Annotated in this window: 23 protein-coding genes; 20 read left to right on the forward strand and 3 right to left on the reverse strand. The window is 41.1% G+C overall.

The annotated features are described in order from the left end of the window. Nucleotides 1-157 precede the first annotated feature (157 nt). Nucleotides 158-7,396 carry an LPXTG-anchored adhesin/beta-galactosidase BgaA gene (gene bgaA / locus KB197_RS04065; RefSeq protein WP_064276509.1) on the forward strand — a complete coding sequence of 2,413 codons (7,239 nt, stop codon included), beginning with the start codon at nucleotides 158-160 and terminating at the stop codon, nucleotides 7,394-7,396. A 101-nt stretch (nucleotides 7,397-7,497) separates the two neighbouring features. On the opposite strand, the gene KB197_RS04070 is transcribed toward bgaA, so the two are convergent. After that, the gene (locus KB197_RS04070) at nucleotides 7,498-8,754 is read right to left on the reverse strand and encodes an ISL3 family transposase (protein ID WP_212574075.1); all 1,257 of its coding nucleotides are present in this window, start codon (nucleotides 8,752-8,754) and stop codon (nucleotides 7,498-7,500) included. 244 nt (nucleotides 8,755-8,998) lie between these two features. After that, nucleotides 8,999-9,358, reverse strand: a complete 360-nt coding sequence (locus tag KB197_RS04075; protein ID WP_004269933.1) for a DUF3397 family protein — start codon at nucleotides 9,356-9,358, stop codon at nucleotides 8,999-9,001. A 91-nt stretch (nucleotides 9,359-9,449) separates the two neighbouring features. Between KB197_RS04075 and KB197_RS04080 the strand changes: the two genes are divergently transcribed. The 5 genes from KB197_RS04080 to KB197_RS04100 all read left to right on the forward strand — a co-directional run bounded on the left by KB197_RS04080 (nucleotide 9,450) and on the right by KB197_RS04100 (nucleotide 14,301). Continuing rightward, complete coding sequence (locus KB197_RS04080; RefSeq protein WP_064276508.1) at nucleotides 9,450-10,406, forward strand: TIGR01212 family radical SAM protein; 957 nt, start codon at nucleotides 9,450-9,452, stop codon at nucleotides 10,404-10,406. Beyond that, nucleotides 10,390-10,947 (forward strand): tRNA (mnm(5)s(2)U34)-methyltransferase, encoded by a 558-nt coding sequence (locus tag KB197_RS04085; RefSeq protein WP_033684903.1) that lies wholly within the window; start codon nucleotides 10,390-10,392, stop codon nucleotides 10,945-10,947. The genes KB197_RS04080 and KB197_RS04085 overlap by 17 nt, the downstream gene beginning before the upstream one ends. Then, nucleotides 10,940-11,194 carry a hypothetical protein gene (locus KB197_RS04090; RefSeq protein ID WP_000361085.1) on the forward strand — a complete coding sequence of 85 codons (255 nt, stop codon included), beginning with the start codon at nucleotides 10,940-10,942 and terminating at the stop codon, nucleotides 11,192-11,194. Before KB197_RS04085 ends, KB197_RS04090 begins: the two co-directional genes overlap by 8 nt. Nucleotides 11,195-11,205: 11 nt before the next feature. Further along, a complete protein-coding gene (locus KB197_RS04095; RefSeq protein ID WP_064276507.1) occupies nucleotides 11,206-13,260 on the forward strand; it encodes a cation:proton antiporter in 2,055 nt (684 codons plus the stop codon). Nucleotides 13,261-13,440: 180 nt separating this feature from the next. Continuing rightward, entirely contained in the window at nucleotides 13,441-14,301 is an 861-nt protein-coding gene (locus KB197_RS04100; protein ID WP_212574017.1) for a YihY/virulence factor BrkB family protein, read from the forward strand. A 76-nt stretch (nucleotides 14,302-14,377) separates the two neighbouring features. On the opposite strand, the gene queA is transcribed toward KB197_RS04100, so the two are convergent. Next, a complete protein-coding gene (gene queA / locus KB197_RS04105; RefSeq protein WP_212574018.1) occupies nucleotides 14,378-15,406 on the reverse strand; it encodes a tRNA preQ1(34) S-adenosylmethionine ribosyltransferase-isomerase QueA in 1,029 nt (342 codons plus the stop codon). Between the two features lie 150 nt (nucleotides 15,407-15,556). Here queA and KB197_RS04110 point away from each other — a divergent pair, with 150 nt between their 5' ends. The 14 genes from KB197_RS04110 to KB197_RS04175 all read left to right on the forward strand — a co-directional run bounded on the left by KB197_RS04110 (nucleotide 15,557) and on the right by KB197_RS04175 (nucleotide 25,639). Next, nucleotides 15,557-16,264, forward strand: a complete 708-nt coding sequence (locus KB197_RS04110) for a glucosamine-6-phosphate deaminase (RefSeq protein WP_049499531.1) — start codon at nucleotides 15,557-15,559, stop codon at nucleotides 16,262-16,264. Between the two features lie 153 nt (nucleotides 16,265-16,417). Next, complete coding sequence (gene rpsU, locus KB197_RS04115) at nucleotides 16,418-16,594, forward strand: 30S ribosomal protein S21 (RefSeq protein ID WP_000048054.1); 177 nt, start codon at nucleotides 16,418-16,420, stop codon at nucleotides 16,592-16,594. Nucleotides 16,595-16,829: 235 nt separating this feature from the next. Next, nucleotides 16,830-17,765 carry an HPr(Ser) kinase/phosphatase gene (gene hprK, locus KB197_RS04120; protein ID WP_212574019.1) on the forward strand — a complete coding sequence of 312 codons (936 nt, stop codon included), beginning with the start codon at nucleotides 16,830-16,832 and terminating at the stop codon, nucleotides 17,763-17,765. Next, a complete protein-coding gene (gene lgt, locus KB197_RS04125; protein ID WP_000886651.1) occupies nucleotides 17,758-18,546 on the forward strand; it encodes a prolipoprotein diacylglyceryl transferase in 789 nt (262 codons plus the stop codon). The genes hprK and lgt overlap by 8 nt, the downstream gene beginning before the upstream one ends. Continuing rightward, nucleotides 18,547-18,930, forward strand: coding sequence for a DUF948 domain-containing protein (locus tag KB197_RS04130; RefSeq protein WP_000895040.1), 384 nt, complete (start codon nucleotides 18,547-18,549; stop codon nucleotides 18,928-18,930). It begins immediately after the preceding gene. A 15-nt stretch (nucleotides 18,931-18,945) separates the two neighbouring features. Then, on the forward strand, nucleotides 18,946-19,335 hold the full coding sequence (locus KB197_RS04135; RefSeq protein WP_212574020.1) for a YtxH domain-containing protein: 390 nt from the start codon (nucleotides 18,946-18,948) through the stop codon (nucleotides 19,333-19,335). 83 nt (nucleotides 19,336-19,418) lie between these two features. Continuing rightward, the gene (hemW, locus tag KB197_RS04140; RefSeq protein ID WP_212574021.1) at nucleotides 19,419-20,549 is read left to right on the forward strand and encodes a radical SAM family heme chaperone HemW; all 1,131 of its coding nucleotides are present in this window, start codon (nucleotides 19,419-19,421) and stop codon (nucleotides 20,547-20,549) included. A 3-nt stretch (nucleotides 20,550-20,552) separates the two neighbouring features. Beyond that, nucleotides 20,553-21,290, forward strand: coding sequence for an acyl-[acyl-carrier-protein] thioesterase (locus KB197_RS04145; protein ID WP_212574025.1), 738 nt, complete (start codon nucleotides 20,553-20,555; stop codon nucleotides 21,288-21,290). Between the two features lie 9 nt (nucleotides 21,291-21,299). Continuing rightward, entirely contained in the window at nucleotides 21,300-22,073 is a 774-nt protein-coding gene (locus KB197_RS04150; RefSeq protein ID WP_212574022.1) for a TIGR01457 family HAD-type hydrolase, read from the forward strand. Beyond that, entirely contained in the window at nucleotides 22,063-22,680 is a 618-nt protein-coding gene (locus KB197_RS04155) for a TIGR01906 family membrane protein (RefSeq protein WP_212574026.1), read from the forward strand. Before KB197_RS04150 ends, KB197_RS04155 begins: the two co-directional genes overlap by 11 nt. 211 nt (nucleotides 22,681-22,891) lie before the next feature. Next, nucleotides 22,892-23,293 carry a Spx/MgsR family RNA polymerase-binding regulatory protein gene (locus KB197_RS04160; RefSeq protein ID WP_000631254.1) on the forward strand — a complete coding sequence of 134 codons (402 nt, stop codon included), beginning with the start codon at nucleotides 22,892-22,894 and terminating at the stop codon, nucleotides 23,291-23,293. Then, nucleotides 23,293-23,571 carry a UPF0223 family protein gene (locus tag KB197_RS04165; RefSeq protein ID WP_020901523.1) on the forward strand — a complete coding sequence of 93 codons (279 nt, stop codon included), beginning with the start codon at nucleotides 23,293-23,295 and terminating at the stop codon, nucleotides 23,569-23,571. The genes KB197_RS04160 and KB197_RS04165 overlap by 1 nt, the downstream gene beginning before the upstream one ends. Next, nucleotides 23,561-24,334 carry an inositol monophosphatase family protein gene (locus KB197_RS04170; protein WP_212574023.1) on the forward strand — a complete coding sequence of 258 codons (774 nt, stop codon included), beginning with the start codon at nucleotides 23,561-23,563 and terminating at the stop codon, nucleotides 24,332-24,334. Before KB197_RS04165 ends, KB197_RS04170 begins: the two co-directional genes overlap by 11 nt. Beyond that, the gene (locus KB197_RS04175; RefSeq protein ID WP_212574024.1) at nucleotides 24,335-25,639 is read left to right on the forward strand and encodes an RsmF rRNA methyltransferase first C-terminal domain-containing protein; all 1,305 of its coding nucleotides are present in this window, start codon (nucleotides 24,335-24,337) and stop codon (nucleotides 25,637-25,639) included. Nucleotides 25,640-25,963 lie beyond the last annotated feature (324 nt).

Raw genomic sequence — 25,963 nt, forward strand, 5'->3', positions numbered from 1 at the left:
TTAATTCTTCTACAAATTTTAGAAAAAACTATCAAAAATATTATTTTATATGCTAAAGTATTGAAAATTCCTATATTATTTAATAAAATAAGGGTAAAAGACTATTAAAAGTATGCGCTTACATAAAAATGAAAGCGATTACTAAAAGGAGGATTTTATGGAAAAAAGCCATTGGAATCGGAAAAGAGTCTATAGCATTCGTAAATTTGCTGTAGGAGCTTGCTCAGTAATGATTGGAACTTGTGCAGTTCTATTCGCAGGAAATATAGCTGGAGAATCTGTAGTTAATGCGGATGAAACACCTATTACTCGTACTGCTGAGAAACCTAAAGAGGAAAATCCTATAGTAGAAGAAAAGGTTGATCAAGCTTTGGAAACTAAAAATGTAGTCGAAAGTACAGCACAAAAACAACCTAGTGCCACTGAGTCTATTTCATCTGAGAAGAAAGAAGATGAAGCAGTGACTCCAAAAGAGGAAAAAGCATCTTCAAAATCTGAAGAAAAAGCTCCAAAGATAGAATCACAAGCTTCAAGTCAAGAAAAATCGCTCAAGGAAGATGTTAAAGCTGTGACAAATGAAGAAGTCAATCAAATGATTGAAGACAGAAAAGTGAATTTTAACCAAAATTGGCACTTTAAACTCAATGCGAATTCTAAAGAAGCCATTAAACCGGATGCAGATGTATCTACGTGGAAAAAATTAGATTTACCGCATGACTGGAGTATCTTTAATGATTTCGATCATGAATCTCCTGCACAAAATGAAGGTGGACAGCTTAACGGTGGGGAAGCTTGGTATCGCAAGACTTTCAAACTAGATGAAAAAGACCTCAAGAAAAATGTTCGCCTTACTTTTGATGGCGTCTACATGGATTCCCAAGTTTATGTCAATGGTCAGTTAGTGGGTCATTATCCAAATGGTTATAACCAATTTTCATATGATATCACTAACTATTTGAACAAAGATGGACGTGAGAATGTAATTGCTGTTCATGCAGTCAACAAACAACCAAGTAGCCGTTGGTATTCAGGTAGCGGTATTTACCGTGATGTGACTTTACAAGTGACAGATAAAGTTCATGTTGAGAAAAATGGGACAACCATCTTAACGCCAAAACTAGAACAACAGCAACACGGCAAGGTTGAAACTCATGTGACTAGCAAAATTGTCAATACGGACGACAAAGACCATCAACTTGTAGCAGAATATCAAATCGTTGAACGTGGTGGTCAGGCTGTGACAGGTCTAGTACGTACAGAGAGCCGTACCTTGAAAGCACATGAAGTAACTAGTCTTGATGCGATCTTAGAAGTTGAAAGACCAAAACTCTGGACCGTTTTAAATGACAAACCGGCCTTGTACGAATTAGTTACACGTGTTTACCGGGACGGTCAATTAGTTGATGCTAAGAAAGATCTGTTTGGTTACCGATATTATAACTGGACTCCAAATGAGGGCTTCTCTTTGAATGGTGAACGCATTAAATTCCATGGAGTTTCCTTGCACCATGACCACGGAGCGCTTGGAGCAGAAGAAAACTATAAGGCTGAGTACCGTAGACTGAAACAGATGAAGGAAATGGGAGTGAATTCGATTCGTACGACTCACAACCCAGCAAGTCCTCAGACTTTACAGATTGCAGCTGAACTTGGCTTACTTGTTCAAGAAGAGGCCTTTGATACTTGGTATGGCGGAAAGAAACCATACGATTATGGTCGTTTCTTTGAAAAAGATGCTACTCACCCTGAAGCAAAAAAAGGTGAAAAATGGTCTGACTACGATCTACGTACTATGGTAGAGAGAGACAAAAATAATCCTGCTGTTTTTATGTGGTCAATCGGAAATGAAATCGGTGAAGCAAATGGGGATCCTCATTCTCTAGCGACTGTTAAACGTCTAGTCAAAGTTATCAAGGATGTTGATAAGACTCGTTATGTTACCATGGGAGCAGATAAGTTCCGTTTCGGTAATGGTAGCGGTGGGCATGAAAAAATTGCTGATGAACTCGATGCTGTTGGATTTAACTACTCTGAAGATAATTACAAAGCCCTTAGAGCTAAGCATCCAAACTGGTTGATTTATGGGTCAGAAACATCTTCAGCAACGCGTACAAGAGGAAGTTACTTCCACCCAGAGCGTGAGTGGGTACAAAGTAATCAGTCATGGCGTAACTATGAACAGTCAGATTATGGAAATGACCGTGTTGGTTGGGGTAAAACGGCAACTGCTTCATGGACATTTGACCGTGACAATGCTGGCTATGCTGGTCAATTCATTTGGACAGGTACGGACTATATCGGTGAACCAACTCCATGGCACAACCAAAACAACACGCCGGTTAAAAGCTCTTATTTTGGTATAGTAGATACTGCAGGTATTCCAAAAAACGATTTTTATCTTTACCAAAGTCAATGGGTTTCTGCCAAGAAAAAACCAATGGTTCACCTTCTTCCTCACTGGAACTGGGAAAACAAAGAGTTGATAGACAATGTAGCAGACGCGGAAAATAAAATCCCTGTACGTGCTTATTCTAATGCTGCAAGTGTAGAATTGTTCTTGAATGGCCAGTCTCTAGGAGAGAAGAAATTCAACAAAAAACAAACTAGCGATGGACGAACTTACCAAGAAGGTGCTAATGCTAATGAACTTTATCTTGAATGGAAAGTTGCTTATCAACCAGGTACCTTGGAAGCAATTGCTCGTGATGAATCTGGCAAGGAAATTGCTCGAGATAAGATTACGACTGCTGGTAAGCCAGCGGCTGTTCGTCTTATCAAAGAAGACCATGCAATCGCAGCAGATGGAAAAGACTTGACATACATCTACTACGAAATCGTTGACAGCCAAGGGAATGTAGTACCAACTGCTAATAATCTGGTTCGCTTCCAATTACACGGACAAGGCCAACTTGTCGGTGTCGATAACGGGGAACAAGCCAGCCGTGAACGCTATAAGGCGCAAGCAGATGGTTCTTGGATTCGTAAAGCATTTAATGGTAAAGGTGTTGCCATTGTCAAATCAACTGAACAAGCAGGTAAATTCACACTGACAGCCCATTCAGATCTCTTGAAATCTAGTCAAGTAACTGTCTTTACTGGTAAAAAAGAAGGACAAGAGAAGACTGTTTTGGGGACAGAAGTAGCAAGAGTTCGTACATTAATCGGTAAAGAACCAAAAATGCCGAAAACAGTAGGTTTTGTATATAGCGATGGTAGTCGTGAAAAACTTCCAGTAACTTGGTCTCAAGTCGATGTTAGTCAAGCAGGAGTTGTGACTGCTAAAGGTACAGCAAATGGACGTGAGGTAGAGGCTCGTGTCGAGGTTCTAGCAATTGCGAAAGAATTACCAACAGTTAAACGTGTTGCTCCAGGAGCAGATTTGAACACTGTAGATAAATATGTGTCAATACTTGTAACCGATGGAAGTGTACAAGAGTACGAAGTAGATAGCTGGGAGATTGCGGAAGCAGATAAAGCCAAACTTTCAGTAGCTGGATCACGTATTCAAATGACTGGTCAGTTAGCTGGAGAAACTATTCATGCAACCCTTGTGGTAGAAGAAGGAAAAGCTGCAGCACCTGTAGTGCCAACTGTTACTGTTGGTGGTGAGGCAGTAACAGGGCTTACTAGTCAACAACCAATGCAATACCGCACTCTTGCTTATGGTGCCCAATTGCCAGAAGTCACAGCAAGTGCTGAAAATGCTGATGTTACAGTTCTTCAAGCAAGCGCAGCAAACGGCATGCGTGCGAGCATCTTTGTTCAGCCTAAAGATGGTGGCCCTCTTCAAACCTATGCGATTCAATTCCTTGAAGAAGCACCGAAAATTGACCACTTGAGCTTACAAGTTGAGCAAGCTGACGGTCTCAAAGAAGACCAAACAGTCAACTTGTCGGTTCGAGCTCATTATCAAGATGGAACGCAAGCTGTATTACCAGCTGATAAGGTGAGCTTCTCTACAAGTGGTGAAGGGGAAGTTGCAGTCCGAAAAGGAATGCTTGAGTTGCATAAACCAGGAGCACTCACTCTGAAAGCTGAATATGAGGGTGCTACAGGTCAAATCAATCTCACTATACAAGCAAATACTGAGAAGAAGATTGCGCAATCCATCCGTCCTGTAAATGTAGTGACAGATTTACACCAAGAACCTACTCTTCCGTCAACAGTAACGGTTGAGTATGACAAAGGTTTCCCTAAAGCTCACAAAGTCACTTGGCAAGCTATTCCGAAAGAAAAACTAGACCACTATCAAAGCTTTGAAGTGTTAGGTAAAGTTGAAGGAATTGACCTGGAAGCGCGTGCTAAAGTATCTGTAGAAGGTATCGTTTCAGTTGAAGAAGTTAGTGTGACAACTCCAATCGCAGAAGCACCGCAATTACCAGAAAGCGTTCGTACATATGATTCAAATGGTCACGTTTCATCAGCTAAGGTTGCATGGGATACGATTCGTCCAGAGCAATACGCTAAGGAAGGTGTCTTTACAGCTAATGGTCGCTTAGAAGGTACTCAATTAACAACTAAACTTCATGTTCGCGTATCTGCTCAAACTGAGCAAGGTGCAAATATTTCTGACCAATGGACCGGTTCAGAATTGCCACTTGCCTTTGCTTCAGATTCAAATCCAACCGACCCTGTTTCAAATGTCAACGATAAATTGATTTCCTTTAATGACCGACCAGCCAATCGTTGGACAAACTGGAATCGTAGTAATCCAGAAGCTTCAGTCGGTGTCCTATTCGGAGATTCAGGTATCTTGAGCAAACGCTCCGTTGATAATCTAAGTGTCGGATTCCACGAAGACCATGGAGTCGGTGCACCGAAATCTTATGTGATTGAGTATTATGTTGGTAAGACTGTTCCAACAGCTCCTAAAAACCCTAGCTTTGTAGCCAATGAAGACCATGTATTTAACGATCCAGCTAACTGGAAACCTGTTACAAATCTAAAAGCCCCTGCTCAACTTACGGCTGGAGAAATGAATCACTTTAGCTTTGATAAAGTTGAAACTTATGCTGTTCGCATTCGCATGGTTAAAGCAGATAATAAGCGTGGAACGTCTATCACAGAAGTACAAATCTTTGCGAAACAGGTTGCGGCAGCCAAACAAGGACAAACAAGAATCCAAGTTGACGGCAAAGACTTAGCAAACTTCAATCCTGATTTGACAGACTACTACCTTGAGTCTGTAGATGGAAAAGTTCCCGCAGTCACAGCAAGTGTTAGCAACAATGGTCTCGCTACCGTCGTTCCAAGCGTTCGTGAAGGTGAGCCAGTTCGTGTCATCGCGAAAGCTGAAAATGGCGACATCTTAGGAGAATACCGTCTGCACTTCACTAAGGATAAAGACTTACTTTCTCGTAAAGCAGTTGCTGCGGTTAAACAAGCTCGCTTGTTGCAACTAGGGCAACCACTTGAATTGCCAACTAAGGTTCCGGTTTACTTCACAGGTAAAGACGGTTACGAAACAAAAGACCTGACAGTTGAATGGGAAGAAGTTCCAGCAGAAAATCTGACAAAAGCAGGTCAATTTACTGTTCGAGGTCGTGTCCTTGGTAGCAATCTTACTGCTGAGTTTATTGTACGAGTGACAGACAAACTTGGTGAGGCTCTTTCAGATAACCCTAACTATGATGAAAACAGTAGCCAGGCCTTTGCTTCAGCAACTAATGATATTGACGACAGTTCTCATGACCGTGTAGACTATATCAATGATAGAGATCACTCTGAAAATCGTCGTTGGACAAACTGGTCTGCAAGCCCGTCTACCAATCCAGAAGTATCAGCAGGTGTGATCTTCCGTGAAAATGGTAAGATTGTTGAGCGGACTGTTGCGCAAGCCAAACTTCACTTCTTTGCAGATAGTGGTACGGATGCGCCTTCTAAACTTGTTTTAGAGCGCTATGTTGGCCCAGACTTTGAAGTGCCAACCTACTATTCAAACTACCAAGCTTACGAATCAGGACATCCATTCAACAACCCAGAAAATTGGGAAGCTGTTCCTTATCGTGCGGATAAAGACATTGAAGCTGGTGATGAAATAAACGTAACATTTAAAGCTGTCAAAGCCAAAGCCATGAGATGGCGTATGGAGCGTAAAGCAGATAAGAGCGGTGTTGCGATGATTGAGATGACTTTCCTTGCACCAAGCGAATTGCCTCAAGAAAGCACTCAATCAAAGATTCTTGTAGATGGAAAAGAACTTGCTGATTTCGCTGAAAATCGTCAAGACTATCAAATTACCTATAAAGGTAAACGGCCAAAAGTCGCAGTTGAAGAAAACAATCAAGTAGCTTCAACTGTGGTAGATAGTGGAGAAGACCGCCTTCCAGTACTTGTTCGCCTCGTTTCAGAAAGTGGAAAACAAGTTAAGGAATACCGTATCCAGTTGATCAAGGAAAAACCAGTTTCTGAGAAAACAGTTGCTGCTGTACAAGAAGAACTTCCAAAACTCGAATTTGTTGAAAAAGATTTGGCCTACAAGACAGTTGAGAAAAAGGATTCTACGCTTTATCTAGGTGAAACTCGTGTAGAACAAGAAGGAAAAGCTGGAAAAGAACGTATCTTTACAAGCATTAATCCTGATGGAAGTAAGGAAGAAAAACTCCATGAAGTGGTAGAGGCACCAACAGACCGCATTGTCTTGGTTGGAACCAAACCAGGAACCTCTCTTCCAGAAGACGAAGTGAAAAATCTTGTTCTGAATCGCCCAGAGCTTGTAGTCGAAGAAGAAACCATTGACTTCAAGGTTCAGGAGCGTAAGTCTGATAAGTTGTATCTAGGTGAAACCCGTGTCCTCCAAGAAGGAAAACAAGGTGTCCGTGTTCACTTGATTGAAGTGGAAAATGGAAAACGTCAGCTTAAAGAAACTTACGATAAAGTCGTTGCACAAGATCGTATCGTGGAAGTGGGAACCAAACCAGGAACCTCTCTTCCGGAAGACGAAGTGAAAAATCTTGTGCTTAACAGACCAGAACTTGTAATTGAAGAAGAAACAATCGATTTCAAGGTTCAGGAACAAAAGAATGACAAACTTCCAGTAGGTGAAACCCGTGTCATTCAAGAAGGAAAACAAGGCATCCGTGTTCACTTGATTGAGGTTGAAAATGGTAAGCGAACTGAAAAGGATAGCTATGATAAAGTTATGGCTCAGGATCGCATTATAGAAGTCGGTACAGCTGGCGAAACAACCAAACCAGTAGCTCAAGAAGCTAAAAAACCACAAGTGTCAGAAAAAGCAGATACAAAACCAATCGCTTCAAGTAAATCTAGTCAAATTAACAAAGCCCAGTTACCAAATACAGGAAGTGCGACAAGCCAAGCAGCAGTAGCAGCAGGCTTAGCTCTTCTCGGTTTGAGTGCAGGATTAGTAGCTACTAAAGGTAAAAAAGAAGACTAGAAATTTTGATACCTCCTTTATCAATAAAGACTAGCGAGAAGCTCTTGTCTTAGATAGAAGATAAATCGGCTCTTTGTCAACTGTAGTGGGTTGAAGAAAAGCTAAGATCGAGAAAGGACACATTTCGTCCTTTCTTTTTTGATATTGAGAGCGATAAAAATCCGTTTTTTGAAGTTTTCAAAGTTCCGAAAACCAAAGGCATTTCGCTTGATAAGTTTGATGAGATTATTGGTCGCTTCCAATTTGGCGTTGGAATAGGGTAGTTGAAGGGCGTTGACAATCTTTTCTTTATCCTTGAGGAAGGTTTTAAAGACAGTCTGAAAAAGAGGATGAACCTGCTTTAGATTGTCCTCAATAAGTCCGAAGAATTTGTCTGGCTCCTTGTTCTGAAAGTGAAAAAGTAAGAGCTGATAGAGATTGTAGTGGTGTCTCAAGTCTTCTGAATAGCTCAAAAGCTTGTCTAGAATTTCTTTATTTGTTAAGTGCATGCGAAAAGTAGGGCGATAAAAACGTTTATCACTGAGTTTACGACTATCCTGCTGTATGAGCTTCCAGTAGCGCTTGATGGCTTTGTATTCATGGGATTTTCGCTCAAATTGATTCATGATTTGGACACGAACACGACTCATAGCACGGCTTAAGTGTTGTACAATGTGAAATCGATCTAGAACGATTTTAGCACATGGAAAAAGCTGTTTAGCCAAGGCATAATAAGGACTAAACATATCCATCGTAATGATTTTCACCTGACAACGAACAGCTCGCTCGTAGCGCAGAAAGTGATTTCGTATGATAGCCTGTGTTCTGCCTTCAAGAACAGTGATGATGTTAAGATTATCAAAATCTTGTGCAATGAAACTCATCTTTCCCTTGGTAAAGGCATACTCGTCCCAAGACATAATCTCTGGAAGACGAGAAAAATCATGCTTAAAACGGAAGTCATTAAGCTTGCGAATGACAGTTGAAGTTGAAATAGCCAGTTGATGAGCGATATCGGTCATAGAAGTTTTTTCAATCAATTTTTGCGCAATTTTTTGGTTGATAATACGAGGAATTTGGTGATTTTTCTCGACGAGAGAGGTCTGTGAGACCATCATTTTAGAGCAATGATAGCACTTGAAACGACGCTTTTTAAGGAGGATTCTGGTAGGCATACCAGTTGTTTCAAGGTAAGGAATTTTCGATGGTTTTTGGAAGTCATATTTCTTCATTTGACTTCCACATTCAGGACAAGATGGGGCCTCATAATCCAGTTTAGCGATGATTTCCTTGTGGGTATCTCTATTAACAACATCCATAATTTGGACATTAGGGTCTTTGATATCGAGTAGTTTTGTGATAAAATGTAATGGTTCCATATGATTCTTTCTAATGAGTTGTTTCGTCGCTTTTCATTATAGGTCATATGGGACTTTTTTTCTACACAAAAATAGGCTCCATAATATCTATAGGGGATTTACCCACTACAAATATTATAGAGCCGATAAATCCCTTGGAATATAAGTTTCTAAGGGATTTTCTTTGTATAAAATTGTATAGTGTTACTGTCTATCTTATTTTGAAGAGAAAGCAAAAATCCCTAGAAAATGTTTAGGGATTCGATTATTTCATTAAGAACAATTCAACAATCATCTCGATATACATGACAAGGGTTAATAAGAATCCTGCACGCCAGAAGAATTTGATGAATTTAGGATAGTAAAAGCTACGTTTTTTCAAAAGAAAGAAAAAAACGAGAATAATGGCTAGGAGTGAGAGGGCTAGGCCCAGTCTAGGGAGGAAATTATGGGTAAAGGTTTTAGCTGTAATAAGGTAATATTCAAATACCAAGACTGGAAAAGCCAAATCCGCAAAGTTTCGTCCTAGTTTTTTTAATCTAAAAAGTTTGGTTATGATAATGCAGACTACTAAAGTCAGTATCAATAATAAAATAGATGCTAATTTCATTAAAATCATATCCATATTGTATCATAAAAAATCGCTAATGGAAACGAGAAACAGAGGAATTTATAGGAAAGTCAGGCTTTTGAGATTGTGGGTGTTTTTTGTTATAATGAAAGTTATGAAATCTTATAACACCTTGAATGATTATTATCGAAAACTCTTTGGAGAAAAGACCTTTAAAGTCCCTATTGATGCGGGATTTGACTGTCCCAATCGTGATGGAACTGTGGCTCATGGGGGTTGTACTTTTTGTACGGTTTCTGGTTCTGGAGATGCCATTGTGGCACCAGATGCGCCTATTCGTGAGCAATTTTATAAGGAAATTGACTTTATGCACCGCAAGTGGCCAGATGTTCAGAAGTATCTGGTTTATTTTCAGAATTTTACCAATACCCATGAAAAGGTGGAAATCATTCGGGAACGCTATGAGCAGGCCATCAATGAGCCAGGTGTAGTAGGAATCAATATCGGAACACGGCCAGACTGTTTACCAGACGAAACCATCAAATATTTGGCTGAGTTGTCGGAGCGCATGCATGTGACGGTTGAATTGGGCTTGCAGACTACTTATGAAGCAACCTCTGACCTGATTAACCGTGCCCATTCCTATGAATTGTACGTGGAAACGGTCAAGCGTTTGAGGAAATATCCAAAAATTGAGATTGTTTCCCATTTGATCAATGGTTTGCCTGGTGAAACCCATGAGATGATGATTGAAAATGTCCGCCGCTGTGTTACGGATAACGATATTCAAGGAATTAAACTGCACTTGCTTCACCTCATGACAAATACACGTATGCAACGGGATTACCATGAGGGACGCTTACAACTGATGAGTCAGGACGAATATGTTAAGGTCGTCTGTGACCAACTGGAAATCATTCCCAAACATATTGTCATCCATCGAATCACAGGAGATGCACCTAGAGATATGCTGATTGGTCCTATGTGGAGCCTCAATAAATGGGAAGTTCTCAACAGCATTGAGATGGAGATGCGACGTCGTGGAAGCGTTCAAGGATGCAAGGCTGTAAAACAGGAGTTTGAAAATGAAAAGACCACTTGAGATGGCACATGATTTTTTGGCTGAGGTAGTGACTCAGGATGATATCGTAGTGGATGCGACAATGGGAAATGGTCATGACACGCTTTTTTTAGCCAAGCTAGCCAAGCAAGTCTATGCTTTTGATATTCAGGAACAAGCCTTGGAAAAGACCCAAGAGCGTTTGCATCAGGCTGGCCTGACAAATGCCCAGTTAATCTTGCAAGGTCATGAGATACTGGACCAGTTTGTGACTGAAGCCAAGGCAGGGATCTTTAATCTGGGCTATCTGCCGTCTGCTGATAAATCCGTCATTACCCGACCTCAGACAACGATTGAAGCATTAGAAAAGCTGTGTCATTTGCTTGTCAAAGGGGGACGGATTGCTATCATGATCTACTATGGTCATGAAGGAGGCGACCTCGAGAGGGATGCTGTCTTGGATTTTGTTAGCCAGTTGAACCAACAAGAGTACACAGCAGCCATTTACCGAACTTTAAACCAAGTCAACAACCCACCATTTTTAGTGATGATTGAAAAATTAGAGAGATATAGACATGGATAAACAATACCTACGTGAAAAGCTGGATGCCATGCGCCAGAATTTTGTCGAATCAACCCACCACGAACGAGCGGTGGGTGTGTTAGACCAAGCGCATATGAGCAAAAAAATGCTTAAAATCAAGAAAAAATTAGTTGCTCTTGAAATGGAACGGTGCCAGAGAAAAATTGAGCACAAGGATTGTTCCAAGATTGACCAAAAAATCAAAGAGCAGAAGGAGATATTTGAATCTTGTTGTAAAAAAGATTAAGGAGGACGTGCGTGGAATTACTGATTTACCTCATCCTATTTTTACTGGTCTTGATTGTCTCAAGTACAACCAATAAGCTCCTACCCTTTTTGCCTCTCCCTTTGGTGCAGATTCTTTTGGGAATTGTGATTGGTCTCTTTTTACCCAATACCGACTTTCACCTCAATACAGAGTTGTTTTTGGCACTGGTTATTGGGCCCTTGCTTTTTCGAGAGTCGGAAGAAGCGGATATTACGGCTATTTTAAAACACTGGCGAATCATTGTTTATCTCATATTTCCAGTGATTTTCATCTCGACCTTGAGTTTGGGTGGCTTGGCCCATCTTCTTTGGTTCAGTCTTCCCTTGGCGGCTTGCTTGGCTGTTGGGGCAGCCCTTGGTCCTACGGATTTGGTGGCCTTTGCCTCTCTTTCGGAGCGGTTTAGCTTTCCTAAGCGCGTGTCCAATATTCTTAAGGGTGAAGGACTCTTGAATGATGCATCTGGTTTGGTTGCCTTTCAGGTTGCCTTGACAGCCTGGACAACTGGAGCCTTTTCCCTTGGGCAAGCGAGTAGTTCGCTCATCTTTTCAATCCTAGGCGGTTTTTTAATTGGATTTGTAACAGCCATGACTAACCGTTTCCTACATAGCTTCTTGCTGAGTGTGAGAGCAACGGATATTGCTAGTGAGCTCCTTCTGGAATTGAGTTTGCCTCTGGTGACCTTCTTCCTGGCAGAAGAAGTCCACGTTTCAGGGATTATTGCCGTTGTAGTTGCTGGGATTTTAAAGGCAAGCCGATTTAAGAAAATTACGCTCCTCGAAGCCCAAGTGGATACGGTGACCGAGACGGTTTGGCATACAGTGAATTTTATGCTGAACGGTTCTGTCTTTGTGATTTTAGGGATGGAGTTGGAAATGATAGCAGAGCCTATCTTGACCAATCCAATCTATAATCCCTTACTGTTATTTGTATCTCTTATAGCCCTTACCTTTGTCCTCTTTGCTATTCGTTTTGTCATGATTTATGGCTATTATGCCTATAGGACTAGACGTCTCAAGAAAAAGCTAAATAAGTATATGAAGGACATGCTTCTTTTGACCTTTTCAGGTGTCAAGGGAACGGTGTCGATTGCTACGATTCTTCTGATACCAAGTAATCTAGAGCAGGAGTATCCTCTCTTACTTTTCCTTGTCGCAGGTGTGACGCTGGTAAGCTTTTTAACAGGTCTCTTGGTCTTGCCTCATCTTTCTGATGAACAGGAAGAAAGCAAGGATTATCTCATGCATATTGGCATTTTGAATGAAGTAACGATAGAGTTGGAAAAAGAGTTGGAAGATACCAGAAATAAGCTCCCTCTCTATGCAGCCATTGACAATTACCATGGACGTATTGAAAATCTCATACTGAGTCAAGAAAATAAGGGGGCTCAAGAAGACTGGGAGGCCTTAAAACTTCTCATCCTCAGTATTGAAAGTGATGGTTTAGAACAGGCTTACGAAGAAGGCAAGATGAGTGAGCGTGCCTATCGAGTTTACCAACGTTATTTGAAAAACATGGAACAAAGTATCAATCGTAAGTTTGCTTCACGTTTGACCTATTATTTCCTTGTTTCCTTGCGGATTTTACGTTTTCTCCTTCACGAAGTCTTTACCTTTGGTAAGACCTTCCGTAGTTGGAAAAATGAAGAATCACAGAAACTCAGAGCCCTTGACTATGACCAAATCGCAGAGCTCTATCTAGAAAATACAGAGATGATTATCGAAAGTTTGGAGAACCTAAAAGGGGTTTATAAGAGTTCCTTGATTAGCTTCATGCAGGATTCTCGTCTCCGTGAAACAGCTATCATCACCAGTGGTGCCTTTGTCGAACGGGTTATCAATCGTGTCAAACCCAACAATATCGACGAAATGCTGAGAGGCTATTATCTGGAGCGTAAATTGATTTTCGAATATGAAGAAAAACGATTGATTACGACCAAGTATGCCAAGAAGTTACGACAAAATGTGAATAACTTAGAGAACTATTCCTTGAAGGAAGCTGCCAATACCCTCCCTTATGATATGGTGGAATTGGTAAGAAGAAATTAGTTAATACTCTTCGAAAATCAAATTCAAACCACGTCAGCGTCGCCTTACCGTAGGTATGGTTACTGACTTCGTCAGTTTCATCTACAACCTCAAAGCAGTGCTTTGAGCAACCTGCGGTTAGCTTCCTAGTTTGCTCTTTGATTTTCATTGAGTATAAGATTGTAAGTGAAGGAGTGTGACATGAAGAAGTGGTGGAAAGAGCTGATAGATAAGCCTTTATTAAAAGCTTTTTTGCATTATTATCAAGCATCAGATAGTGAGTTGACCAGTGTCGCAGTAGCCTACTATTGGTTGATTTCGATTTTTCCCCTGCTTTTGGTGGTGGTTAATATCCTCCCTTATTTTCAGATTCCAGTTTCAAATTTTTTAAAGGTTGTCAATGAATTCTTGCCCGATACCATGTATGATGTGGTCGCAAAAATTATTACAGAAGTACTGACCCAACCGTCAACAGGCTTATTGAGTTTTGCGGTTTTGTCAGCCCTCTGGACCTTTTCAAAATCCATGAATTTCCTACAGAAAGCCTTTAATAAAGCTTACGGAGTAGCTAAGAGTAGAGGTTTAATTTATCAGCAATTGATGAGTTTACTAGTCAGTTTTGGCTTGCAGATTCTCTTTGCCTTAGCCTTATTTTTGAGCGTTTTTGGCCGTATGCTTCTCAACCTTATCAAAAGTTACTGGAAATCAGATAGTCCTATCTTTGATTATTTGCAAGATCTAACAGGTCCCTTGGTCTATGCCTTGATTTTTGCCATCTTGGTTATGCTTTATTATTTCCTGCCCAATGTTAAGATACGACGCATTCGACATGTATTGCCAGGTAGCACCTTTGTCTTGTTGACTCTGGTCTTACTGCTCAATATTTTTTCAGTCTATATTAACAATTATGTCAATCACCTAGTGGACGTCCGTTTCTTCAGTTCCATCGTCGTGGTGGTTATGATGTTTTGGTTTATTCTCATCGCTAAGATTTTGATTGTCGGAGCGGTGATTAATGCTAGTGTTCAGAGTTTGAAAGTTCCGAATTTTAGAAAAGACTAACAAATTTTTTATTCATTACAAAACGCATACTATCAAGGTTTATTGCCTGATAATATGCGCTTTTTGATTGTGAAAATTAGTAGATAAACATGGCATCGCCAAAACTGAAGAAGCGGTAGTGTTCTTGAATGGCATGGTGGTAGGCATCTAAGACTAATTCACGGCCGGCAAAGGCAGAAACCAACATGACCAGAGTTGATTTTGGCAGGTGGAAGTTGGTTGAGAAGGCATCTACAACCTTCCATTCATAGCCAGGTTTGATAAAGATATTGGTCCAGCCAGAATCTGCTTGGATTTGCCCATCAAACTTAGAACCAATAGTCTCCAGTGTGCGAATAGAAGTGGTTCCAACAGCGATGACACGACCACCATTTTCCTTAACAGAGCGAAGGGTGGCTGCTGCTTCATCAGAAAGCTGATAGAATTCTGAGTGCATTTCGTGTTCGTCCAGATTGTCAACTGAAACAGGTCTAAAGGTTCCAAGCCCGACATGAAGAGTCAGATAGACTAGATGAACACCTTTAGCTTGGATTTCTGCTAGCAGTTCTTTAGTGAAGTGTAGTCCAGCAGTTGGTGCAGCAGCAGAGCCACTTTCCTTGGCGTAAACAGTTTGATAGCGTTCGCGGTCATCCAGTTTTTCATGGATATAAGGTGGTAGCGGCATTTCACCCAGACTTTCCAAAACTTCTAGGAAAATTCCTTGGTAATCAAAGCGGACAATACGACCACCGTGGGTCAATTCTTCCGTAACGACAGCGCTGAGGCGACCATCACCAAAGCTGACACGAGTCCCGACCTTGAGGCGTTTGGCAGGTTTAGCCAGAACTTCCCACTCATCTCCACTAGTATTTTTGAGCAGGAGAAGTTCCACATGGCCTCCTGTTTCTTCCTTTTGACCATAGAGGCGGGCAGGGAGAACTCGGGTGTCGTTCATAACAAGAGCATCACCAGGTTCCAGCATATCAATAATAGAGTGGAAGTGTTTATCCTGCATTTCTCCCGTCTCACGGTTGACGATGAGGAGTTTAGAGGCGTCCCGTTTTTCAAGAGGCGTTTGGGCAATCAATTCCTCGGGTAAGTGGAAATCAAAATCAGCTGTATTCATATATTTGTTCATTCTTTCTAAGTTCTAATCTTATCCATTATAACATGTTTCAAGTATAGTCGCTCTTTTTTTGAAAATTAAATCGTTTTCACTTGACAAAAATTGGTCTATACCATATAATAAATATAGATTAAAGCGGAGGATGAAAAGATGAAAGTCATTAAAGTTGAAAACCAAATCGAAGGTGGAAAAGTTGCTTTTGAGATTTTGAAGGAAAAAATAGCCAACGGCGCTAAAACCCTAGGACTTGCGACTGGAAGTAGCCCACTTGAATTTTACAAGGAAATTGTTGAGAGTGACCTTGATTTTTCAAATTTAACCAGTGTGAACCTTGATGAGTATGTAGGACTTGATGGAGATAATCCACAGTCTTACCGTTACTTCATGCAAGAAAACTTGTTTAACCAAAAACCGTTTAAAGAAAGTTTCTTGCCTCGTGGGGTTAAGGACAATGCTGAAGCTGAAGTTGAACGCTACAACCAAGTTTTGGCTGACCATCCAGTTGACCTCCAAATTTTGGGAATCGGTCGCAATGGACATATCGGATTTAATGAACCCGGTACTCCATTTGACAGTCAAACTCACCTTGTAGAACTTGACAAGTCTACTATTGAAGCAAACGCACGTTTCTTTGACAAGATTGAAGACGTCCCAACTCAAGCCATTTCAATGGGGATTAAAAATATCTTGGATGCCAAGTCAATCCTTCTATTTGCTTATGGTGAGTCGAAAGCAGAAGCCATTGCAGGAACAGTGTCTGGCCCAGTGACTGAGAACCTACCAGCAAGTAGCCTCCAAAATCACCCTGATGTGACCATCATTGCAGATGCTGAAGCGCTCAGCTTGTTAGAAAAATAAAAAAATGAACTCTTTCAGTTTCTCTATTTAATTGATGCTTTCAAGACTTGAATAAATGGCAAAAAAATCAAAATTAAACCGGATTTTTTCTTGACAATTATTCCTTTTACGTGTAAAATAGAATAGATCTTGAACTTGAAGGGAGTGAAAAAAATGTCTAAAACAGTAGTACGTAAGAATGAATCTCTTGACGACGCACTTCGTCGTTTCAAACGTGCGGTTACTAAAGCTGGTACTCTTCAAGAAACACGCAAACGTGAATTCTATGAAAAACCTTCTGTAAAACGTAAACGTAAATCAGAAGCAGCTCGTAAACGTAAAAAATTCTAATTAGAAATGAAAGGCTGGAGAAATCTAGTCTTTTTTCTTTTAATACTCTTCGAAAATCTCTTCAAACCATGTCAACGTCGCCTTGCCGTACTCAAGTACAGCCTGCGGCTAGTTTCCTAGTTTGCTCTTTGATTTTCATTGAGTATAAATAAATACTTCAAAGCCTGCAAAAATCTGAAACTTCTAAGGACAATTTGATATAATAGTAAAAAGAACTCGATTGAAGGAGGAAATGATGTCGGTTTTAGTAAAAGAAGTGATTGAAAAGCTTAGACTAGACATTGTCTATGGCGAACCAGAATTACTTGAAAAGGAAATTAATACCGCGGACATTACGCGACCTGGTCTTGAAATGACGGGCTATTTTGACTATTATACGCCTGAGCGGATTCAACTTTTGGGAATGAAGGAGTGGTCCTATCTCGTTTCGATGTCCTCTCACAACCGTTACCAAGTCTTGAAAAAAATGTTTCTACCTGAGACACCTGCGGTTATTGTTGCTCGTGGTTTGGTGGTTCCTGAGGAGATGCTAAAGGCAGCCAGAGAATGTGAGATTGCCATCTTAACTAGTCGTACAGCTACTAGTCGTTTATCTGGAGAGCTATCTAGTTATCTAGATTCTCGTTTGGCAGAACGGACCAGTGTGCACGGTGTCTTGATGGATATCTATGGGATGGGTGTCTTGATTCAGGGAGATAGCGGTATCGGTAAGAGTGAGACAGGTTTAGAGCTTGTAAAACGTGGTCACCGCTTGGTAGCTGATGACCGTGTCGATATCTTTGCCAAGGATGAGATTACTCTTTGGGGTGAACCAGCTGAAATCTTGAAACACTTGATTGAAATTCGTGGGGTTGGGATTATCGATGTTATGAGCCTCTACGGTGCGAGTGCGGTCAAGGATTCTTCACAAGTCCAGCTGGCTGTTTACTTGGAAAATTACGATACGCATAAGACTTTTGATCGTCTTGGAAACAATGCAGAAGAAATAGAAATTTCTGGCGTAGGCATTCCTCGTATCCGTATCCCAGTTAAAACAGGTCGTAATATCTCTGTTGTGATTGAGGCAGCTGCCATGAATTATCGTGCCAAGGAAATGGGCTTTGATGCGACGCGTTTGTTCGAAGAACGTTTGACAAATCTCATTGCTCAGAACGAGGTGCCGAATGCTTGATCCAATTGCTATTCATCTAGGCCCTCTAGCCATTCGATGGTATGCCTTGTGTATTGTGACAGGCTTGATTCTTGCGGTTTATTTGACTATGAAAGAAGCGCCTAGAAAGAAAATCATACCAGACGATATTTTAGATTTTATCTTGATAGCCTTTCCTCTGGCTATTTTAGGAGCGCGTCTCTACTATGTTATTTTCCGTTTTGATTACTATAGTCAGAACTTGGGAGAAATTTTTGCCATTTGGAATGGTGGTTTGGCCATTTACGGTGGTTTGATTACTGGGGCTCTTGTACTCTATATCTTTGCTGATCGTAAACTCATTAATACTTGGGATTTTCTAGACATTGCAGCGCCTAGCGTCATGATCGCCCAAAGTCTGGGGCGCTGGGGCAATTTCTTTAACCAAGAAGCCTATGGTGCAGCAGTGGATAATCTGGATTATCTACCTGGCTTTATCCGCGACCAGATGTATATTGAGGGGAGCTACCGTCAGCCGACTTTCCTTTATGAATCTCTATGGAATCTACTTGGCTTTGCCTTGATTCTGATTTTTAGACGAAAATGGAAGAGTCTCAGACGAGGTCATATCACTGCTTTCTACTTGATTTGGTATGGTTTCGGTCGTATGGTCATCGAAGGTATGCGGACAGATAGCCTTATGTTCTTTGGCCTTCGAGTATCTCAGTGGCTTTCAGTTGTCCTTATCGGTCTCGGTATTTTTATCATTCTATATCAAAATCGAAAGAAGGCCCCTTACTATATTTCTGAGGAGGAAAACTAAATGTTAGAAGTTGCATATATTCTTGTAGCCCTTGCTTTGATTGTCTTTTTAGTGTATCTAATCATTACTGTACAAAAGCTTGGTCGTGTTATTGACGAAACAGAAAAGACGATTAAAACCTTGACTTCAGATGTGGATGTGACCTTGCATCATACCAATGAATTGCTGGCTAAGGTCAATGTCTTGGCAGATGATATCAATGTTAAGGTGGCAACGATTGATCCACTCTTTAGTGCCGTTGCAGATTTATCTCTATCTGTTTCAGACCTCAATGACCATGCGCGTGTCTTGAGCAAGAAAGCTTCATCAGCTGGTTCAAAAACACTCAAGACTGGTGCAAGTTTGTCAGCTCTTCGTCTTGCAAGTAAATTTTTCAAAAAGTAAAAAAGGAGAATTCTTATGGGTAAACTATCCTCAATCCTTTTAGGAACCGTTTCAGGTGCAGCTCTTGCCTTGTTTTTAACAAGCGACAAGGGCAAACAAGTTTGCAGTCAGGCTCAAGATTTTCTAGATGATTTGAGAGAAGATCCTGAGTATGCCAAGGAGCAGGTCTGTGAAAAACTGACAGAAGTTAAGGAGCAGGCTACAGATTTTGTTCTTAAAACCAAAGAACAGGTTGAGTCAGGTGAAATCACTGTGGACAGTGTCCTTGCTCAAGCCAAATCATGTGCTCGTCAAGCGACAGAAGCATCAAAAGATCGATTCAAGAATCTCAAGGAGCAATGGCAAGAAAAGGCCGAAACTCTTGATGAATCAGAAGAGATTGTTATTGACATAACAGAAGAATAAACCATCACCATCTCTGGACGGACTATGTATCTGGGGATGGTGATTTTTTTCTCGTAGCGTGTCTTTGTGGTATAATAATTACTATGCAGAAAAAACCAACGTCAGCCTATGTGCACATCCCGTTTTGTACCCAGATTTGTTATTATTGTGACTTTTCAAAAGTTTTTATCAAGAATCAGCCGGTAGATAGTTATTTGGAACATCTGTTAGAAGAGTTTCAATCTTATGATATTCAAAAGTTGAGAACCCTCTATATCGGTGGTGGCACACCGACAGCTTTGTCAGCTTCTCAACTGGAGGTGTTATTGAAGGGCTTGACTAAAAACTTGGACTTGTCTTTCTTAGAAGAGTTGACCATTGAAGCCAATCCAGGCGACTTGGATGCAGATAAGATAGCTGTTTTGAAAAACTCGGCTGTCAATCGTGTTTCGCTAGGTGTGCAGACCTTTGATGATAAGATGCTGAAAAAGATTGGGCGCAGTCATTTGGAGAAGGATATTTATGAAAATATCGACCGTCTGAAACTGGCTGGTTTTGACAATATCTCCATCGATTTGATTTATGCACTACCTGGTCAGACCATGGAGCAGGTCAAGGAAAATGTGGCTAAGGCCATTGGACTGGATATTCCCCATATGAGTTTGTATAGCTTGATTTTGGAAAATCATACGGTCTTTATGAACCGTATGCGACGAGGGAAATTGCCTCTGCCTAAGGAGGAACTTGAGGCTGAGATGTTTGAGTATATCATCGTAGAGCTGGAGCGAGCTGGTTTTGAACATTATGAGATTTCTAATTTCTCCAAACCTGGTTTTGAAAGTCGTCACAATCTTATGTACTGGGACAATGCTGAATACTATGGTATCGGTGCTGGGGCATCTGGTTATGTGAACGGTGTTCGCTATAAAAATCATGGTCCCATTCGTCATTATCTTAATGCAGTTGAGGAAGGTAATGCGCGTATCACAGAAGAGCACCTGAGTCAAAAAGAGCAAATGGAAGAAGAAATGTTCTTGGGACTCCGCAAGAAATCAGGGGTTTCCATGGCGCGATTTGAGGAAAAATTTGGACGGTCTTTCGATGGACTTTATGGAGAAATTGTCAGAGAATTGGTTCAACAAGGTCTCATGCAAATAGATGGTGACCGAGTTCGTATGACAAAAAGAGGTCTCTTTTTAGGAGACACCGTAGCAGAACGATTTATTTTGGAGTAGATGATGGGCTTAACTTATCGAATGAAAATGAAAATTCCTTTTGATATGGCTGATATGAACGGTCATATCAAGCTTCCAGATGTGATTTTGCTATCCCTTCAAGTTTCAGGGATGCAGTCGATTGAGTTAGGAGTTAGTGATAAGGCCATTTTGGAAGAGCATAATCTGGTCTGGATTATCACAGAATACGATATTGAGGTGGTTCGTTTGCCTCGTTTTGCGGAAGAAATTACCATCGAAACGGAAGCTTTGAGCTACAATCGGCTCTTTTGCTACCGTCGCTTTAACATTTATGATGAAGCAGGTCAGGAACTCATCCACATGATGGCGACCTTTGTTCTCATGGACCGCGACAGTCGAAAAGTCCATGCTGTCGAACCTGAGATTGTGGCTCCGTATCAGTCTGATTTTGATAAAAAGCTTATCCGTGGGCCAAAGTATGAGTCTTTGGAAGAACCATTCAGCAAGGATTACCATGTTCGTTTTTACGACTTGGATATGAATGGTCATGTTAATAACAGTAAGTATCTGGACTGGATTTTTGAGGTTATGGGAGCGGATTTTTTGACCCAATATATTCCCAAGAAAATCAACCTCAAGTATGTCAAGGAAGTGCGACCAGGTGGAGTGATTACATCGGCTGTTGAACGGACTGGACTGGAAAGCAAGCATGAAATTACAAGCGACAGTGCTACCAATGCCCAAGCAATCATCACATGGCAAGAAATAAAAAAGGATTAAAGAGAAAGTATGAAATATAAAGGCTATTTAATTGATTTAGACGGTACTATTTATAAGGGGAAAGACCGAATCCCAGCAGGAGAGGCTTTTGTCCATGAATTGCAAAAGCGGGACATTCCCTATCTCTTTGTAACCAACAATACAACCCGCACTCCAGAGAGTGTTCAGGAGATGCTGGCTCAGAATTTTAATATCGATACGCCCCTATCGACTGTCTACACAGCGACTTTGGCAACTATCGACTATATGAATGACTTGGGACTGGAAAAGACGGTCTATGTCATTGGTGAAGCCGGGCTCAAGGAAGCCATCAAGGCGGCTGGTTATGTGGAAGACAAGGGAAATCCAGCCTATGTGGTAGTAGGACTGGACTGGCAAGTCGACTATGAAAAATTTGCCACAGCAACTCTTGCGATTCAAAAGGGTGCTCACTTTATCGGTACCAACCCTGATCTCAACATCCCGACAGAACGCGGTCTTTTGCCAGGTGCTGGTTCGCTGATTACACTGCTTGAAGTAGCAACACGAGTGAAGCCTGTTTATATCGGAAAACCAAATGCTATCATTATGGACAAGGCGGTTGAGCACTTAGGCTTGGAACGTGAAGAGTTGATTATGGTTGGGGACAACTATCTGACAGATATTCGGGCTGGGATTGACAACGGCATTCCAACGCTCTTGGTGACAACAGGTTTTACCAAGGCAGAAGAAGTAGCAGACCTGCCAATCGCACCGACTCATGTGGTTTCTAGCCTTGCGGAGTGGGATTTTGATGAAAACTAAACTGACCTTTTGGGCCTCTATGCTCTTTCTCCTCTCCCTCTCAATCCTTTTGACCATTTATTTGGCTTGGATTTTTTATCCGCTGGATATTCAGTGGTTGAACTTAACGGATAGGGTCTATTTAAAACCAGAAACTATTCAGTACAACTTTCATATCTTGATGAATTACCTGACCAATCCTTTTAGTCAGGTCTTAGAGATGCCAGATTTTCGTTCGTCAGCAGCTGGTCTGCACCACTTTGCGGTGGTCAAGGACCTCTTTCACCTAGTTCAATTAGTTGCCCTTGTGACACTACCAAGCTTCTATTTCTTTGTCAATAAGATTGTTAAAAAGGGATTTTTATCTTTATTTAGTAAGGGACTTCTGACTCTAGTGGTCTTGCCTTTGCTGATTGGGCTTGGGGGAGTGTTGATTGGTTTTGACCAATTCTTTACTCTTTTCCATCAAATTCTCTTTGTGGGAGATGATACCTGGCTTTTTGACCCAGCCAAGGATCCAGTTATTTTAATTTTACCAGAGACCTTCTTCCTACATGCCTTCCTCCTCTTTTTTGCCCTCTATGAAAGCTTCTTTGGTTTTCTATACCTGAAAAGCCGTAGGAAGTGAAACGAAAGATATTCTTATTTTGCATAAATCAATTAGGTATGTGATTCGAAACTATTGTCAAGAATGAATTAATCAAATCTAAAAAGAGTTAATCGTTCGCAAACAGTCTATTTTTCTTGAAAAAATAGGCTTTTTTTCTAAAAATCTCTAGTCAAGCGCTTTATTTTTTTGTATAATAGAAGTAGCAAAGTATAGATAAGAAGAGAAAAGCATGATTACACTATTTCTATCACCGAGCTGTACTTCATGTCGTAAGGCAAAGGCCTGGTTAGAAAAACATAAGGTTCCCTTTGAGGAACACAATATTATGACCAGTCCTTTAACAAGAAAAGAATTGCAACACATCCTTTCCTTGACCGAAAATGGTACTGATGACATCATTTCAACTCGTTCAAAAATTTTTCAAAAATTAGATATTGATGTAGAAAGTATTTCGGTATCAGAATTGCTTCATTTGATTGAGCAGTATCCAAGTCTTTTGCGTCGTCCAATTATTATCGATGCCAAACGTATGCAGATCGGTTTTAATGAAGATGAGATTCGTGCTTTTCTCCCTCGTAGTTACCGTAAGCAAGAACTAAAAGAAGCAAGAATGAGAGCTGGTATTAGTTAATGAACAAACAGTATAGTTACCCACTAGATTTGTCGTGGAGCACTGAAGAACTTGCTTCAGTGCTTTCTTTTTTTAATGATGTTGAAGCTGCCTATGAAAGCAAGGTAGAGGCTAAAAAGTTACTGGACTCCTATAAGGGATTCAAGGCGGTTGTGCCAAGCAAGAGTGAAGAGAAACGTTTGGGACGAGAATTTGAAACAGTTAGTGGCTATTCGCTTTACCGAGCAGTTCAGACTGCTAAGGAAAAAGGGGAAGGGAAGATTTCTCTTGGAAAGTAAATTTGAATTTGCTAAAGAGCTTGTTAAGAAAGCGGGCCAGTACATCCTTGACCACATGCAGGAAGACTTGTGTGTTGAGACCAAGTCCTCTCCAACAGATTTGGTGACCAGACTGGACAAGGAAGTTCAGGAACTCTTGGTTGGTGAGATTTTGTCTCGTTATCCTGAGGATAAGATTTGTGCTGAAGAAGGTTGTCTGCGAGCCTCGGTTCAAGAGGGCAAGGTTTGGGTCATTGATCCCATTGATGGGACCAATAATTTTGTGGCCCAGCAGGAAGATTTTGCTGTCATGATGGCTTATTTTGAAAATGGTCAGGGACAGTTTGGTCTGATTTATGATGTGGTCAAAGGGGATTGTTACCACGGTGGCGGAGCCTTTCCAGTTTGTCTAAATGATAGGCCCCTAGCTCCCTTTAAACCAAAACCACTTGGAGATTTTCTCATTGCAGGGAATAGTGGCATGCTGGAAACCAATGAATGGGGACTGGCTGATTTGAGTCGAGCGGTCCTCGGTGTACGTGTCTATGGGAGTGCAGCCATTAGTTTTGCCAAGATTTTGTCAGGGCGTTTGTTGACCTATGTCACCTATCTGCAACCATGGGATTATGCTGCGGCTAGTATTTTAGGGGAAAGTCTGGGCTATCGGGTTGTGACTCTATCTGGTCAACCGCTTGATTTTCAAACCAGACAGCCGGTCATGATGCTACCTCTTGAGATGCAGGAGGAAATTCAGTCCTATATTTACGAAAGGAAAAGAACTTAAATGCAATTTCCAGAAGGATTTGTTGAAAAATATGAAGAGATACTAGGAGATGAGGCAAGAGATTTTCTTGCCTCTTTTGAGGAGGAAGCGGTTTCGGCCTTTCGTATTAATCCTTTAAAAGAAGCGCCAGTTTCCTTTCCTGATGCTATTCCTCAAACTCCTTGGGGACATTATGGGAAGGTTTCAGGGAAATCGCCTGAGCATGCTACAGGTTTGGTTTATTCGCAAGAACCCGCTGCTCAGATGGTTGCTCAGGTAGCCCAGCCCAGTCCTGGTATGAAAGTCTTGGATTTGGCTGCTGCACCGGGTGGAAAATCAACTCAGCTGGCAGCCTATCTAGCAGGGGAGGGTCTCCTTGTTTCCAATGAAATTTCAAGCAAACGGGCTAAGATTTTAGTAGAAAACATGGAGCGCTTTGGAGCGACAAATGTCGTGGTGACCAATGAATCTGCTGACCGCTTGGCCAAGGTTTTTAAAGGCTATTTTGACCTCATTGTCCTTGATGCTCCTTGCTCTGGTGAAGGGATGTTTCGTAAGCAACCAGATGCTATGGATTATTGGAACTTAGATTATCCGAGTCAATGTGCTAGTTTGCAAAGAGAAATTCTGGAAGATGCAGTAACCATGTTAGCTCAAGGTGGTCGTCTGGTTTATTCTACCTGTACCTGGGCACCCGAGGAAAATGAAGAAATAGTCAATTGGCTACTGGAAGAGTATGATTTTGATTTGCTACCAGTTGAACATATCAATGGAATGATAGCTGGTATTGACCTGCCAGAAACGGCTCGTATGTACCCTCATCATTTTAAGGGAGAGGGGCAGTTTGTAGCCCATTTGCAATTTAAGGGTGAAAATCCAGCCCCTAAATATAAGGCAAGTAAGAGTAATCTCAGCCGTGAACAAGTGGCCTTGTGGCAGGAATTTGCACAAAAACATTTGCAGGTCAATCTAAGGGGAATCTTGCAGACTTTTGGTGACCAACTCTATCTCCTGCCAGAACTTTTGCCAGATTTAGGGAAACTCAAGATTGCTCGGAATGGCCTGCATCTGGGTACCTTTAAGAAGAAACGCTTTGAACCCAGTTTCGCTCTTGGTCTAGCCTTGAAACCGAGTCAGGTCAAGCAGTCGGTTGAAATTGACCAAGAGAAATTTGTAAAGTATGCCGCTGGAGAAACCGTTCAGCTGGCAGAAAGTCTGCCAAATGGTTGGTACCAAGTTTTGGTTCAAGGCAATGGGTTGGGCTTTGCTAAGGTGACGGGAAATGTTTTGAAAAATTATTTTCCAAAAGGCCTAAGATTCAAGTGAAAATGCTAGTCAAAGTAGCTTGTCTATGTTATAGTGGAAGTATGGATTTTTTTCAAATTGTCTTTCATTTTAAGTCAAAATTGGTGGAGATGGTAACTAAGCAAATTTCTAGTTAAACCAAGCTAATACTCTTCGAAAATCAAATTCAAACCGCGTCAACGTCGCCTTGCCGTACTCAAGTACAGCCTGCGGCTAGTTTCCTAGTTTGCTCTTTGATTTTCATTGAGTATAAGAACTTCAGTTGACTCCCAATTTTAAAAAAGAAAAACATAAATAAATAGTTGAAAAAATTCACAGCATTCACCATTATTTTCAAGGAGAAAA

The sequence above is a fragment of the Streptococcus sp. 11-4097 genome, from assembly GCF_018215285.2.
Taxonomy (GTDB): Bacteria; Bacillota; Bacilli; order Lactobacillales; family Streptococcaceae; genus Streptococcus.